This is a genomic window from Filimonas lacunae, from assembly GCF_002355595.1.
GTDB classification, from domain to species: Bacteria; Bacteroidota; Bacteroidia; order Chitinophagales; family Chitinophagaceae; genus Filimonas; species Filimonas lacunae.
Genome location: NZ_AP017422.1, coordinates 3,557,080 through 3,572,408, shown reverse-complemented (window position 1 = coordinate 3,572,408; position 15,329 = coordinate 3,557,080). Strand labels below are relative to the sequence as shown.

Genomic DNA, 15,329 nt, shown 5'->3' with positions numbered 1-15,329 from the left:
CTGGAAAAGCTATATTTCTTTTACAGTTACTTCCATGCGTTGTAACTGTACATTTCCAAAATGACTGGCAAAAGCAACGTCAGCAGCGTCACGCCCGAAAGCCATAATAATACGTCCACCCATAGGCTCGGGCATCAGCGCATCAAAAGTGTACCAGCGATTACCCACAAATGCTTCAAACCAAGCGTGTAAGTCCATAGGGTTCAACTGGTGCAGGTAACCCACTACCATGCGTGCCGGTATATCCAGGTTGCGGCAAAGGGCTATGGCTGCATGGGTAAAATCCCGGCAAACCCCGTTTTTACTTTGCAGCACATCTAACGCGGAGGTAGAGCTGTTGGTGGTACCATACTGTCGTGTAAAATGCGTATGCACCCAGTGGCGTATGGCTTCTACTTGGGCATATCCAGGTGCGGCCCCCATGGTGATCTGGGTGGCCAGGTCGGTTACTTTGTCCGATTCGCAATATCTGCTGGGCAATAAAAACTGTAACACATTATCGGGCAGAAATTCTACGGGCGTATACGTAGCATCGCTATACACGTCTATGGTTGGGCTGCATTCCGCCACCACACTGCTTTCTAAAGTAAAAGTGCCGCCGGGTATCACCAGGCGTTGGCAAAGGTTGCCATACCCATCCACATACTCATTAACGGCTACTTGTGGGGACGTGACGAATGCTTCCTGCCTGATCAGCTGCGCAGGCCCGCTTTGGGAGCGTAGCATGAAAATGCTGGTAACGGGCGCGTCTGCGTACATCTCAAAAAAAGAAGAAGCCTGTAATAACATAAGTGAACCCTATTATATATGTGATTTTTATAGAGAGTGGTGGAGCAAGGTAGCATTATCTTTCTGCGCACCAAAATAACATTTCTCTTGTAAGATGGAACACCATAATTGTACCAGAAAAATCACCTGTTTTGGGTGGTCAGATTAAGGGAAAATAAAATATCTCAAATCGCTTTGAAATTCAAAGTTGTTTCCGACCTTAGCGTTGCATATGTGCTTTGCAACAATATTTACCCATAAAACAAACCTCTGCCCTTTATTATGAACACTCGTGTTACGGCGGCTCCAGCCCCAAAAGGCTTCAGGCAATACCTGTCGCTTGTGTTACTGTTTATGCCTGCTATCCTGTTTGCCTTGCTGCTGCTGATTTACAGGGATAATCCTAATGCGCATATGCTGGATCATTTTCCTTTTCTGCCCTGGCAATATTGTATAATGGCTGTTTGTGGGGTTGTGGCTACTATAGGTGGTGTGCTGGACTGGCAGTTTCACCGCGATCCGCTTAAGCTGAAAATACCTAAAAAAGAAAGGGACGCCGAAGCGGCTGCGCTTGGTTTGGGTGGTGTGCCCATGTTCCTGCTGATGTGGTTTGCTATGATGAGTGGTAGCCCTACTAAGTTCCTGATTCCTATTATGATCGTGCTGATTTATACAGTAGTGGCTATCAGTTATGATGAGTTTGTGTTTCATATTAAACGGTGTAAGCGGCTGGAGAATATCTACCATCGTATGCTGGTATTAGGCAATGGTATTGCATGGCTGGCGTGTTTTCATCTTATTTACTGTGCATGAATAGCAAAGCATTGATTCAATTGGCTACAGCGCAATACCAGCTGTATCTGCAGCCGGATGCGGCGCCGTGGCCGGATCAATGGTTTTCGGGCGGAGGTGCCTGGATGCAACAACAGCTCTGTTTTATGCGGGGAGGGTATGGTCGCCAATCAACTGTTACCCCGCCTTTTGGTCTTTATGGAGTGATGAAATACGGTTTGAGTGTAGCGGTTTTTATCCTTGCGCTGGTGATCTTTTATCGTATACATTTTTTATTGTCACCGCTGGCTATTGTTCTGTTTTACGTGGCGGAGGTACATTTTCTGTTCCTGTTTCCTTTGTTAATAGACCAGGCAAAGTATCCGCTATTGGCAAGTGTGCGGCTCACTTATAAGATAGGTGTTATAAAAGCCGTAACAACGGTGATGCCTGTTGCTGCTTTTATGTTACTGGGATTATTCAATAGGGAAGAACGGCTTAAAAACTGGTTTATTGGCTGCCTGGCTATATTAATATGGTATGAAAAAGAAATGGAACATAGGGTATAATGATGCTTTTGAAGTAAGGCAAGAGCGCTACTCCATGGGGGATGGTCCGGCTTTTTGTGTACTCTATTTATCCGACTTTCATTTTACCCGGTATAGCCAAAGTCTGGTACTCCGGTTGCTGCAAACTATTGAAGCGGTAAATCCGGATATTCTGTTGCTCGGTGGTGATTATGCCGATAGCAGCAGCGGCAGAAAGTGGCTGGAGTATTTCTTACAAACTATCAGGCATCGCAAAAATGTATTTGCCATCGCAGGTAATCATGACTATTGGAGAAGCATTGATACCATACAAACAATTATGCGACGCAATGGAGTGTGCTGGCTGGAAAAGGAGCCGGCTTATGTTCCGCTGACTGCCCGCTTTACTGTTCGTATAGATGGTGGTCAGGCGTATGGGCATGCGGCTCCGGCTAATTTTTATATACTCTGTTTGCATAAGCCTGTTCGGCCGTCTGTAGCAATCAAACATTACCACCTGGTGTTTGGTGGGCATTTGCACGGTACGCAGTTCGTGTTATGGCAAAACGATAAAGGGTTGTATCCCGGTCGTTGGCTGTATCAACAGAATTTTTTGAAAATGATTATGGGACGGTGTTTGTACCTCGTGAGCAAGGGGCTGGGTGATACTTTGCCTGTCCGGTTCAATTGTACTAAGGATATTATTTTAGTAAACGTAAACTCTCAACCTTAACTATATGAAACTATCTCTTTCACTTTTAGGTACTGTAGTGTATGGGCTTGTGATAAGACTGCTTTATGGCTCGCTCAGTTCTATACTGGAAATTATGAGCCTTTCTTTCCTGTTTCTGGTGCCGGCGCTGATAGGCTTTATTACCATCATACTAATCCCTTATGAAAAGATAAGGAGTCGTTCCCGTGCATTTTTTTTACCATGGTATCCATGCATTGGTCTGCTAATTCTTACTATTTATTTTGAGATAGAAGGCACCATATGTTGGCTGATGATCTTTCCCATTTATTCTTCATTGGCAGGCCTGGGTGGTATTATTGCTTATAGCATAAAGCGCTCCCGGAAAGAAAAAGATCAGTCGCCTAATAAGTTGCAAATATCCTTATTGGCCTTGCTTCCTATATGCCTGGGTTTTGCGGAAGGTGATCGTACCTCTGTAAGCAGGGAATGTGTTATTGCCTGTGAGCTTGTGATTGATGCAACGCCACAGGAAGTATGGCATCAGCTTACACATATTGATAGTATTAAAGCGAATGAACACCACGGGGGTGTCACCGGTCTGCTGGGTTTTCCTACGCACCAAAGCACCCGTTTAGATAACGTTGCTGTAGGAGGTAGCCGGGTGGCCACTTTTGAAAAGGGACTTGTGTTTTACGAGAAGGTAACGCAGTGTATTCCGGAAAAGCAATTGGCACTATCTATTAAAACATTGCCTGATCAGATTGCAGCAGACGTGCTGGATGAACATATTGTGATCGGTGGCAAGCACCTGAATATGCTGGGGGATGTGTATGAGCTGCAATCTATGCCCGGTGGCAAATGTAAAATCACCTTATCCAGCCGGTTTGTAATTTGTACGCCTTTCAACTGGTATGCTTCCATCTGGGCGCATTGGCTGATGAATGATGTGTTGCAAAGTGAGTTAAGCCTGATTGCGCAAAGATGTGCGGAACAGAAGAAGGACAGCTGACGGCGTATCGGTAGCACTTTTCTTTGAAAGCTGTAAACAACGGATTACCAGCAGGGCTGGCGTACAATGCCGGCCCTGACAGGTAACAGGCTATCGTTTGTGTTGGCTACTGCGTTTTTGATACACCCGCACATAATCCACTACCATGCTATCCGGCCAGTCTGCATCTGTTATAGCGCCACCCATCATGCCGCCAATGGCTACATTGAGTATCACATAAAATTTCTGATCAAAGGGCCAGTCTTTGGGGCTCCGGGTGTTTGGGTTTACAAAAGTGTAGCAGTGTATATCATCGTAGGTGAAGCGCAGGGAGTCGGCTGTCCATTCCAGTGCGTATATGTGAAAGGTGGTATCTACGTTGATGAGGTGTTTGTCACGGGTGAGGTTGCCGCCGTTCATCCAGTTCCTGTTTTCGGTGTGTACGCTGCTGAGTACGGTGCCGTAGTTGTTGCCGGTATGTTCCATAATATCTATTTCGCCGCTGCGGGGCCAACGGCCGTACAGACTTTCGGTGGGCATCAGCCAGATGGCAGGCCACGAGCCGCGGGCGCGGGGTAGTTTGGCGCGTACTTCTACTTTGCCATAGAGGAAGTCCATTTTGTGGCGGCTTACTAAGCGGGCGCTGCTCCACGGGGCGGCGGTGTCTTTGGTGGGGTAGTCTTTTTTACCGGTGATGATCAGGCAGCCGTTGCGAAGTGTGGCGTTGTCGCGGGTGTTATCGGTGTATACCTGTTCTTCGTTGTTGGTAGCGCCTTTGGGGCGGGCTTCCCATGTCCATTTGGTGGTGTCGGGTTTGCCGGTGCCGTTAAACTCATCGGCGTATACCAGGTGGTAGCCGGTGGGGGCTTTGGGCTTTTGCTGCTGCTGAAAGCGGGCATGTGCCTGCTTTGCAGGTAGCAGTTGTGTGAGTAGTAGCAGGGCCAATGTAAAGAAACGTCCATGTGGGGGATGGGGTGCTGTCAGTTGATTCATAATAGCAATCACGTTTTAAGTATGGTAATAATGTAAACCGGTGTTATAAAGATAAAGGCAAGCGGCGGTGTTTCCTGGGAAGAACCGCCGCTTGCGGGGGAATGGTTATTGTTTGATGATTTTAACTGACGCCGGGGCGGTGTTGCCCTGTAGTCGTATGATATAATTACCCACGGGTATATTACCCAGGTGGGTGGTGAACCGGGTGGCTCCTGCGGGCACGGGCCATTGTTGCAGCAGGCGGCCGCTCATGTCCAGTAACTGCATGGTTTTGTAGGGGCGGTTGCCGGTTTCTATGGTGATGGTTTCGTTTACCGGGTTAGGATACACCTGCAAGGTGTTGGTTGCTGGTGCGGTTTTGCCCGGCAAGGTGGCCAGTGTGTTTGCACGCAGGCTGCTGCTGTCGGGGGCAGGGGCGTTGGCGCAGTTGTCAATGGCAAACCAGTTAAACTTAAAGGTGCCGGAATGCTGTATCACATTGGCATAGCTGATGGCAGGTATGGTCATGGTATCGGTGATAGTGGCCCATTGTCCGTTGGTGTTGGGCAGGTTGATGATGCCGTATACCACGCCGGTGTTGGCCAGTTTTACCTGTGCGGGTGCGGTGGTAAGCACACGGAAACTGACGTTGTATCTGCCTTTTACGGGAATGCCCAGGGTGCTATAACCAAACCAGTGATTGTAGCCTATGCCGGTGAAGTTTTGGCCGCCGCTGGTGTCGGTAGTGGTTTCCAGGGTAGGCACGGTGCTGCGGCTGGTGCTGCTTTCGGCTTCTATGCGTTTTTTAAAGGTGCAGCCATAGCCGGTGGTAAACAGGGCGGTGCCGCTGATGCTGTCTTTAGTGGCGGTAACGGTATAGCTGCCGGTGTTGGTGGTAGCGGTAACCACGCCGGTGCTGCTAACGGTGTTGCCGGTGCCGGTTACACTCCATGTAGCGCCGGTAAAGGCAAACGCGCTGCCATACTGGTCAAAGCCTTGTGTGGTGTATTGTTGCGATGCGCCTAAGGGTAGGGTAAGGCTATCGGGTACCACTTTTATGCGCGCCAGTTTGGGTAGGGCCAGCACGTTTATTTTCGCTTTTCCGAACATACTGTTGTAGTGGGCTTTTACATAGTAAACGCCGGGTGTGTCGCTGGCGGTGATCACGCCTTTGGTGTCTATTACACCGGCTTTGGTGGGTACCGACCAGGTAAAGGGCAGGTCTATACGGCTGCTGTCGCTGGCGTAGGCGGCGGCTTTAAAGGGCTTGCGGGCATTGATGAATACGCTGGTGCTGTCGGGCGTTACGGCTATGCGGGCCAGGGTAACATCGGTGGCGCGTATCACTTTCAGCCAGTTAAAATTCCAGCCGCTGGTGGCGCTTTGCAGCACCAGTGTTTGATTGCCGCCGGGTAGTTGCAGGGGCGGGGTAGTTACGGTTATCCAGTTTTGCCAGCCACCACTGGCAGGTAGTTGCAGGGTGGTAAGCAGGCTATCGCCCAGTAGTATGCGCACGCTGCTGGCGGTGTTTACGGCCACGCGCAGTTGCAGGCGGTAGCTGCCGGCCCATGGGGTTTGTATATCGTATTCCATAAAACTGGTATTGGCTATATAGCTTACGTCCAGCACGCCGCTGGTGTCCTGCGCGGTTTCGGTACAGCAGGTGTTGCTGTAGTCGAATGCTTCGGCTTCTATACGGGCGGGCACGGGTTTATAGTTGGCGGCGCGTAGGGTGGCGTTGGCAGTGGCACGTATGGTATCGCCATTGTAGATAGCGGTGGCGGTAATGGTGCCGGGCTGTGCTACTGTGGCGCGTCCGCCGGTAGTAATGCTGTTGCCGGTGCCGGTAATGCTGTACACGGGTGTTACGGGCAGAGGAAAGTCGTTCTGATCAAATACTTTGCTGGTATACTGGTAGCTTTTGCCGGATATATAAGCGCGGTTGGCAGGGGTAAGGCTAATGCTGTCCAGTACGGGTGTGCCTATGCCCTGTTGGTATACGCGCACATAATCTACCAGCATACTATCGGGCCAGTCTGCTTCGGTAATAGCGCCACCCATACCACCGCCGATGGCTACGTTTAATATGATATGAAATTTCTGATCAAAGGGCCAGTCTTTCCAGTCGGTTTTCGGGTTTACATAGGTGTAGCATTTTACGCCATCGTAGGTGAAGCGTATACTGTCTTCATTCCACTCCATCGCGTATACATGAAACACGCTATCTACATTGGCCAGCACTTTACTGGCAGAGGTGTGGCTGCCGTTCATCCAGTTGTTGTTCTGTGTATGCACGGTGCTTAACACGGTGCCGAAGTTATTGCCTACATGCTCCATTACATCCAGCTCGCCGCTTTTGGGCCAGTCGCCATAGGCGCTGGTGGTGGGCATCAGCCAGATAGCGGGCCATGAACCACGTGCGCGGGGCAGGCGAGCGCGTACTTCTACTTTGCCGTATTTGAAGTCTACTTTGTTTTGGGTAATGACGCGGCCACTGCTCCACGGTTCGGTGGTGTTGTAGTTGGGATAGTCTTTTCGGCCGGTGATCACCAGGCAGCCGTTGCGCATGCGGGCGTTATCGTAACTGCTATCGGTGTATACCTGTTGTTCGCCATTGATCCAGCCTTTGGGGCGTGGGTCTATTGTCCATTTGGTATAATCGGGTTTGCCGGTGCCGTTGAACTCGTCGGCAAAAATGAGTGTGTAGCTGGGGTTGCCGGCGAACACTACAGTGCCTTTGGCCGTGTACTGTGCTGCGCCGGAACTATCCAGCTGATTGCCTGCAATAGTGAGTTTAGCTTCGTAGCGGGAATATACTTCGGTGGAGTTGCCGGCCAGTACAATGTTCACTACAGAATCGTTTACGCGTTGCAGGCTGTCGATGCTTACGCCGGAGGGCCAGCGGGCTGTCCAGCTGTTTTTGTTGAGGGCATGTGTAAAGGTGTTGCCGTGTACAGTGGCTTGCAGCACGGTACCTTGTTCCTGCCCCATGGTAATGCGGGTGTTGGCTACGGTAATGGAAACAGGGTCTGGGCCTTGCACCAGGTCGAAATACAGGATGCCGTTGGCTTTTTTACCATCGGCATAATGCACTTCTATGCGGTTGAGGTCGGTGCGGGTGCGCACACTCTGGAAGTCGAAGCTGGCTTCTTCCCAGGTGTTGATATTTTTAATGGTATAGGTGAAGTATACGGCTTTGTTATAGTTGGTGCCGGGTTGTAGTTTAAACAGCACGGCTTCTTTTACATTACTATACACCAGTAGTTTAAATACGGTGTTGCCGTGCAGGTCAAAGCTATCGGGCAGGCTGCATCCGGCGCTCATCCATTCAAAGCTGGTAGTGTCTTTAATAAACTGGGCCACTTTGGGGCTGGTGTTTAAACCGCCGGGTGCGGGGTTGTTTACACCATACAATACTTTGCCGGTGGTGGTGTTGCCTGCGTAATAATCCCATTTGCCGGCGCAGGGGCCGTTGCCTTCCATATCATCCAGCAGTAAAAACTGCGCGTGTAACGAACTGTGGAACAGGGTGGTGAGTATCATTAGTAGTACTATCGGGATAAGCCGGGGCATAACAAGGTTACGCCCGTTGGGCTGCGTTGTCATTGGTTTCATATAGCTGCATTTAAAATCGAAAAGCCGTTATAAATTGGGATTCATTAAGGCATCTGCGCCAGGAATAGGTAATAAATAATTCTTTTTAGTAATGGTGCCGTTAGGCTGTAAATCGTCCGGGTTTTTATTGGCGTTGGCGGCTTCTACCTTTTCCAGTCGCACCAGGTCAAACCAGCGGTTCCATTCACCGGCAAACTCCCAGGCCCTTTCATCCACTACGGCGTTGATAAACGCATCGGAGCTTAGTCCCGTGGGCAGGTTGCCCAACCCGGCACGGGTGCGCACGGCGTTAATGGCGGCATAGGCTTCGGTGCTTACGGTGCCGCTGTGGGCCTGTGCTTCGGCGTATGTCAGCAGCACATGGGCATAGCGTATCATAATCACCGGGTTGGCCGACATATAAGTGGCTTTGGTGCCCGATTGTATGGTGAACTTTTTATAATACGGATGTTTGGTGGTGGTGCTTTGCCAGGGGATGGAATCGCCATTCACCGCAAAGCGGGTAGAGAAGGTGGCGTCTTTACGGCTACCTTCGGGAAAGTTGTAAAAGAAGTTGAGTTCCGGGAAGAAGTCACTCCAGCCGCCTTCATCTTCGGGCATGGTGCTCAAGCCGTAGAAGGAGTTGTAGGTGATCCATTGTCCGCGCGTGTACAGGGCAAATACATCTTCTATGGTGCCGCCGGCAAATATCTTCAGGAAGCCGCCCTGGTACAGGTCTATGCCGTAGGTGGTTTTGTTGTCTATCACTTCTTTGGCTTTGGCAGCTGCCAGTGCATAGCGCGAAGCATCTTTTACCGGCCATCCGCCTTCGGTAAGGTATACATCAGCCAGCAGTGCTTTTACCGAACCTTTGTTGGGCCTGCCGGCGCTGCGGCGCGTATTGGGCATCCAGGCTTCTGCTTTTTGCAGGTCGGCTTCTATCAGCTTATACACTTCGGCAGGGGCCGTTTTGGTGAGGGTAAGCATACTGTTGCTAAACTTTTCCGATGGTATAACAGGTATATCGCCCCAGAAGCGGGTAAGCCAGTAATAACACAGGCCACGCAAGAAATAGGCTTCGGCTACAATGGGCTGTACGGTGGCTTCGGTGCCATCTGTTACGGCGGTGTAGTTGTTGATGATGTTGGTAGTGCTTTGTATGGTTTTATAACAGCCGCGCCAGATGGGCGTCATGCGGCTGTTGAGGTCGGCCACGCTAAAGCGGTCAAACTCGCGAAACTCTTCTTTGTTGCTGCCGGGGTGGGTGGTAAGGTCGTCGCCGCCCATGGTCATGGCTATCTGCGATACAGTGGTAAAGCCGCTTTCCCAGGGCACCATCAGGCTGCCATAGGCTCCGGTAAGGGCTGCTTCCAGTCCGGCCAGGTTGCTGATGCCTTCCGAGCCTATTACCAGTCCTTCCGGGTCTTCTGTCAGCTGCTTGCTACAGGAAACGGTAAAAAAACATATCAAAATAAAATAGATGTTGCGCATCGTGTACTGTTTGAATGGTTAAAAACTAAGGGTGCAGCCACCGGTAAAGGTTCTTACATTAGGGTACGAGCCATAGTCAATACCCTGCCGTATATCGCCCGATGCGGAGTTCGACTCGGGGTCGATGCCGCTGTAGCTGGTAACGGTAAACACGTTGGTGGCGCTGATAAACAGTTTCAGTCCTGCCTTGCCTTTCAGCACGCTGCGTGGCAGATCGTAGCTCAGGCTCAGGTTTTTCAACCGCATAAAATCGGCTTTCTCCAAAAAGCGGGTACTCTGCGTAAAGTTGCGGTTGGTGGTGCTGAAAGCAGGTATATCCGACGATTCGTTCACACCGGGGATATACCGGTTTTTAATATCCACATAAGTGGCTTCGCGTGCATCACCGCCATGATACATAGCGGCTGCTTTGTTATAGTTGAGTTTATCAAAGTGCAGCAGGGCATGTATAAAGATGTTCAGGGTAAAACCTTTGTAGCTAACGGTGTTGTTAAAGCCCAGGCTGGTAGTGGGTACGCCGGTGCCTATTACACCATAATCACTCGCGTCTATTACATTGTCACCGGTTTTATCCAGGTAGCGTGAGTCGCCAGCTTTGGCCCCAAAATCGCCCGCTTTGGTATCGCCGGGTTTCCAGGTACCCAGGTAGGTGAGTCCCCAAATAGCGCCCAGGGGCTGACCGGCTGTCACTACAAATTCACTCTGGGGCGACATGCCGCCGCCTATTTTGCGATTGTTAGGGTCGAAGATGATCTTGTTCTGACCGGTAGAGATCACGCGGGTTTTTACAAAGCTGGCATTGAACAAACTTGTCCACCGCAGCGCTTCTTTATCAATCACCGTGGCTTCAATGCCTATTTCAAAACCTTTGTTCTGCACTGCACCAGCATTGCGGGTAATGGGATTACCACCCAGGTACAGCGGCAGTGTTTCTGTCAGCAGCAGGTCGCGCGTGTCTTTGATAAAATAATCAGCGGTAACGGCTACACGGCCTTTGCCTAATCCCAGTTCTATACCTATGTCTTTTTGTTCAGTGGTTTCCCATTTCAGGTCGGGGTTGCCAATATTGCCCAGTACAATGCCGGTTTGGGAGGAGGTGCTGGTAAAGGAAGCCACGCGGTTAGAATAAGTAGAATAGGTGCTGTACGCATCAATACCCTGGTTGCCGGTAAGGCCCCAGCTGCCACGCAGCTTCAGGTTACTGAACACGGGCATATGCCGCAGGAACGATTCTTCGGATAATACCCAGGCGGCCGATACAGAAGGGAAGTAGCTGTATTTGTTGCTGCCTGCGAATTTAGACGAACCATCCCTGCGTAACCCGGCAGATAACAGGTATTTATCTTTATAACCATAGTTCACGCGGCCCATCAACGAAAACAGCGAAGACTTGCTGGTACCGGAGCCGGGCGTGCCGGGTGTGCCCAGGGCAATATTGTTCCACATAAACGATTCGTAGTTGAGGTTGGAGGCGCCGGCACTCATATAGTTATAGGTGTTCTGCTGGTATTCCATCACCGCCGTGGCATCCAGGCTGTGTACGTTGTGCAGCAGCTTGTGGTAGTTAAGCGTGTTGGTGCTTTGTAAACGAATTTCTTTATTAGAACGCAGGCTGGCTATAGAGCTGCCGGAGTTGACCACTTTGCCGGCAAAGCTTTTGTTTTCGTAACCGAGGTAGTTGACGCCATACTGTACATTCAGCGACAGCCCGGTAAGCAGTCTGAACTTAAAACCGCCGATCATATTGGCCAGCATTCTTTCTGTAACGGTCAGCTGTTCCGTAGTGAGCGCTACAGGGTTAAAGAATACCGAGCTAACGGGATCGGTAGCGGTATAACCGCCTACGCTGTTGCGCACCGGTACGGTGGGCGACCAGGTGATGGCCTGTGCCAGCGGACTGTGCGGCCCATCGGCCGGTATATCTATATTTTGCGAGCTGCTGTAACTGCCCTGTATGTTCAGCGATGCGGTTACCCAGTCGTTGAGTTTAGCGTTGATGTTCGAGCGCAGGTTATACCGTTTAAAGAAGGAGTTGTTGATAACGCCATCCTGATCCAGGTAATCGCCCGATATAAAGTATCCGCCTTTTTCCGTGCCACCCGAAACATTCAGCAGGTACTCTTTACCGCTTGCCTGGCGAAAGATCTCGTCCTGCCAGTTGGTGCCACCTACACGTTTAAACGAATCTACCTGCGCCTGTGTAAAAGGCGAAGCGGCCCCGGTAGCTACTGCATGGGCATTGGCTGTTTCGGCAAAATCACCGGCATTGAGCAGCGACAGCTTTTTCAATACACCGGAGGTAGATGCGCGTGCCGTGGCATTGACACGGGCTGCGCCTTTAGCACCTTTTTTGGTGGTGAGTATCACCACGCCATTGGCACCACGACTGCCATAGATAGCCGTAGCAGCGGCATCTTTGAGTATCTGTATGCTTTCCAGGTCGTCGGGGTTAATAGCGCTGAAATCGGCCCCTACAAAGCCATCTACCACGTACAGGGGACTGTTATCACCATTGATGGAGTTAGAGCCGCGTATGCGTATGCGCACGGCACCACCGGGTGCGCCGGTGGAATTGGTTACCTGCACGCCGGCGGCACGGCCTTGTAACACCTGGTCAAGTCGGTTTACAGGTTGCTCTTTAAACGTGCTGGAACTTACGGTAGTGATAGCGCTGCTTACGGCACCACGGCGCTGTTCGCCATAGCCTATCACTATCAGTTCTTTCATGTCGGCGGCAACGGCTACCAGGCTAATATCTATGTTGCTTCTGCCTTTCAGGGCAATCTCCTGCCGGTCAAACCCCAGCGAGGTAATCACCAGTATGGCATCAGTGCCGGCCACCTTTATTTCAAAGTTGCCGCTCTCGTTGGTAAGTGCGCCATTGCTGGTGCCTTTTTCCTGCACAGCGGCGCCAGCTACAGCATTGCCTTTGTCGTCGGTAATGCGGCCCTTTACGGTGCCGTCGAACGTGGCATTCAGCAGGGTAGTGGTCAGTGGTTTACGTTTGATGATAACGGTTTTGCCGGTGATGTCATACACCAGTGGTTGCGAGCGAAAGCATTGTTCCAGCACTTTGTCCAGCGGCTGGTTCTGCACTTCCAGCGTAACCGTTCTGGCAGTGGCTATCTGCTCATCGGTATACAGGAACAGGTAGCCGGTTTGCTTCCGTATCTCTTTAAACACTTTGTCTAAAGGCGTGTTGCGCATCGATAAGGTAATGTTCTGTGCATGGCCCCTGGCATGCACCTGTAGTGTGGCTATTAATAGCATTAGCATGGTTAGTTTCATCATCAGTAACCATTTGGCGGGTAATTGTAATGAATAGCGGGTGTGGAGGGCAGCACGCAGCGGCCCTCTTTGGCAAACAATCTTGAATGGCATACATTTGTTATAGTCGGCGTTACTAAATGGAGTATCAGTTAGTGAGCCTGATAGTTAGCCGGAAGTGGTACGAACACTTCCGGTTTTTTTAGGCTCCGGCGGCAAGCGTGTATATCGTTATCAGGGACTCATAGCTTTGGTATTAATTTTTATTAATCATTGATCAGGGTAATACTATAATCTTTCGCCCGCTTATTTCAAAATGTACTTCGCCTGTTTGTTGCATCATGTGCAACACTTCTGTTACGGCTGCATTACTGGATAAGGCTCCTCTGAAATGGGCGTTGGGTATATCGCCTTTGTATTCCACCTCCACATCGTACCAGCGTGCAATCATACGCATGGCAGCATGTATGTCGGTGCCGGCAAACTGCACCAGGCCATTCTTCCAGGCAATGGCTTCTTCTGTGTCCACGTTGTTTTGTACCTGTAAACTGCCGTTGCTGCGTTGCAGGCTGGCGCGCTGGGCGGGCTTTAGCAGTTGTTGCGCTGCGCCGGCTTTCACCTGCACACTGCCCTGTAGCAGGGTGGTGTGTATGGCGGCTTCCTCCTCGTAGGCATTGATGTTAAATTGTGTGCCCAATACATTCACCTGCATATCGCCCACCTTTACGCGAAAAGGCATGGCGCTGTTAGGGGCTATTTCAAAATAAGCTTCGCCGGTAAGCGTAACCTCCCGGGCGGCACCGGCAAACGTGGTAGGGTAATACAGGCTGCTGGCGGCGTTGAGCCATACCTGGCTGCCATCGGGCAGGGTGATATGATACTTGCCGCCACGGGGCGTATGTATGGTATTATATAAGCCTGCTGTGCCTGCGCCCTGCTTGTTTTGATAAGCGAGTTGACCATTGGCCAGTTTTACCACCTGTGTATTGCCTTGCCGGGCCAGTGTGCCGTTCTGTGCATCGTTTAAGGCAATCACAGAACCATCGGCCAGTGTAAGCAGTGCTTTGTTGCTACCGGGTTGTATAGGCTGGCTGCTGTCGGCACCATGCCGTGCCAGTGGTGTAGGGGCTTTATCCCGCTGTAATCCGTAATAAACGGTGGCTGCGGCGCTGAGTGCCAGTATAGCAGCGGCAGCATAACGCCACCACCGGCGCGGAGGCATGCCGGCCACGGGGGCAGGTGTTGCTTGTGGGGTGGTGGTTTGCAGGCGTGCCCATACTTCTGTAAAAGCTTCCCGGGCGCTGGTGTCGGCAGCCGGGTAATCCTGTTGTTTTTCGGAATATAAGGTGTGCAGCAGTTGTTCCAGCTGGGGCTGGTATTGTGTGTTTTGCACCAGTGCGCGCAATTGCGCCAGTTCGCCTTCCGTCATTTTCTGATCAGACAGGTATTTCTCCCATAGCTGGTTCAGCAGTTCCTGATTGTTCATATGGCTTGTTAAAGCACCCGTATTGGCTACCTGTAAAACGGGCTGTTACTAACAAGACGTAATTTAGAAGCGGGGGAATGCGTGGGTGTAAAAATATTTTTATCCCAGCAGTAAACACAGCAGCAGCGGCAGCAGGTATTGTTCATCGCTATACTGGCTTAAATACTGCCGTATGCCGTTGAGAGCCCGCACCATGTACGATTTGGAGGTAACACGGGTAATGTTCATCCGCAGGGCTATTTCGGCATGGCTTAATCCTTCAAAACGACTAAGCCGGAACACCTGCTGCATTTGCGGGGGCAGGCTGTTTACCGCCCGGTTCAGCAGGTGTTCCAGTTCTTTATATTCTGCTTTCTCCTGCGGTGTACCGGCATCATCGCTGAAATAGGCGGTTAAATACGCTTCGTTGCCTACGGTAAACACTTTGCGGCGCAGGTGGTCAATTACCAGGTGGCGCGTCAACGTAAACAGGAAAGGTGTAAAATGCGTAACCCCGGTAAGTTTATCGCGATGGTTCCATATTTTGATAAATGATTCCTGCGCCAGGTCTTTCGCCAGTTCGGGCTGTTTGCACAGTTTCAGGGCAATGGCATATACGGCATCCCAATACTGCTCAAAAAGGGCGCGGTAAGCATCGGGATCACCTTTGGAAAGGCACAATAGCAGTTCCGGTTCGTTATATGGTGGAACAAATGGCAAAGCGTGGCATCGTTAGGCTTCTAAAGTAGGAAAAAAAAGGATATATCTGTTACACTTACTTCTATTTACTCA

Annotated in this window: 11 protein-coding genes; 4 read left to right on the top strand and 7 right to left on the bottom strand. The window is 50.7% G+C overall.

All coding sequences use genetic code 11. The annotated features are described in order from the left end of the window. Positions 1–9: 9 nt before the first annotated feature. Positions 10–789, bottom strand: a complete 780-nt coding sequence (locus FLA_RS14160) for a transglutaminase-like domain-containing protein (RefSeq protein WP_076378218.1) — start codon at positions 787–789, stop codon at positions 10–12. A 261-nt stretch (positions 790–1,050) separates the two neighbouring features. Between FLA_RS14160 and FLA_RS14155 the strand changes: the two genes are divergently transcribed. From FLA_RS14155 to FLA_RS14140, 4 genes are read left to right on the top strand one after another with little or no spacing between them, the layout of a single operon-like run. Next, positions 1,051–1,581 (top strand): hypothetical protein, encoded by a 531-nt coding sequence (locus tag FLA_RS14155; protein WP_197705898.1) that lies wholly within the window; start codon positions 1,051–1,053, stop codon positions 1,579–1,581. After that, positions 1,578–2,108: a hypothetical protein gene (locus tag FLA_RS14150; protein WP_084206161.1), complete on the top strand. Its 531-nt coding sequence runs from the start codon at positions 1,578–1,580 to the stop codon at positions 2,106–2,108. The genes FLA_RS14155 and FLA_RS14150 overlap by 4 nt, the downstream gene beginning before the upstream one ends. Further along, complete coding sequence (locus FLA_RS14145; RefSeq protein ID WP_076378220.1) at positions 2,080–2,799, top strand: metallophosphoesterase; 720 nt, start codon at positions 2,080–2,082, stop codon at positions 2,797–2,799. The genes FLA_RS14150 and FLA_RS14145 overlap by 29 nt, the downstream gene beginning before the upstream one ends. 4 nt (positions 2,800–2,803) lie before the next feature. Continuing rightward, positions 2,804–3,769 carry a hypothetical protein gene (locus FLA_RS14140; protein ID WP_076378222.1) on the top strand — a complete coding sequence of 322 codons (966 nt, stop codon included), beginning with the start codon at positions 2,804–2,806 and terminating at the stop codon, positions 3,767–3,769. 90 nt (positions 3,770–3,859) lie between these two features. Here the strand turns inward: FLA_RS14140 and FLA_RS14135 are convergent, their stop codons facing one another. The 6 genes from FLA_RS14135 to FLA_RS14110 all read right to left on the bottom strand — a co-directional run bounded on the left by FLA_RS14135 (position 3,860) and on the right by FLA_RS14110 (position 15,257). Further along, complete coding sequence (locus FLA_RS14135; protein ID WP_084206163.1) at positions 3,860–4,741, bottom strand: glycoside hydrolase family 16 protein; 882 nt, start codon at positions 4,739–4,741, stop codon at positions 3,860–3,862. 105 nt (positions 4,742–4,846) lie between these two features. Continuing rightward, the gene (locus FLA_RS14130; protein ID WP_084206164.1) at positions 4,847–8,335 is read right to left on the bottom strand and encodes a family 16 glycosylhydrolase; all 3,489 of its coding nucleotides are present in this window, start codon (positions 8,333–8,335) and stop codon (positions 4,847–4,849) included. A 27-nt stretch (positions 8,336–8,362) separates the two neighbouring features. Further along, entirely contained in the window at positions 8,363–9,805 is a 1,443-nt protein-coding gene (locus tag FLA_RS14125) for a RagB/SusD family nutrient uptake outer membrane protein (protein WP_076378226.1), read from the bottom strand. 18 nt (positions 9,806–9,823) lie between these two features. Further along, complete coding sequence (locus FLA_RS14120; protein ID WP_084206165.1) at positions 9,824–13,186, bottom strand: TonB-dependent receptor; 3,363 nt, start codon at positions 13,184–13,186, stop codon at positions 9,824–9,826. A 163-nt stretch (positions 13,187–13,349) separates the two neighbouring features. Beyond that, positions 13,350–14,558, bottom strand: coding sequence for a FecR family protein (locus tag FLA_RS14115; protein ID WP_076378230.1), 1,209 nt, complete (start codon positions 14,556–14,558; stop codon positions 13,350–13,352). A gap of 99 nt (positions 14,559–14,657) precedes the next feature. Continuing rightward, positions 14,658–15,257: an RNA polymerase sigma factor gene (locus FLA_RS14110; RefSeq protein ID WP_076378232.1), complete on the bottom strand. Its 600-nt coding sequence runs from the start codon at positions 15,255–15,257 to the stop codon at positions 14,658–14,660. Positions 15,258–15,329 lie beyond the last annotated feature (72 nt).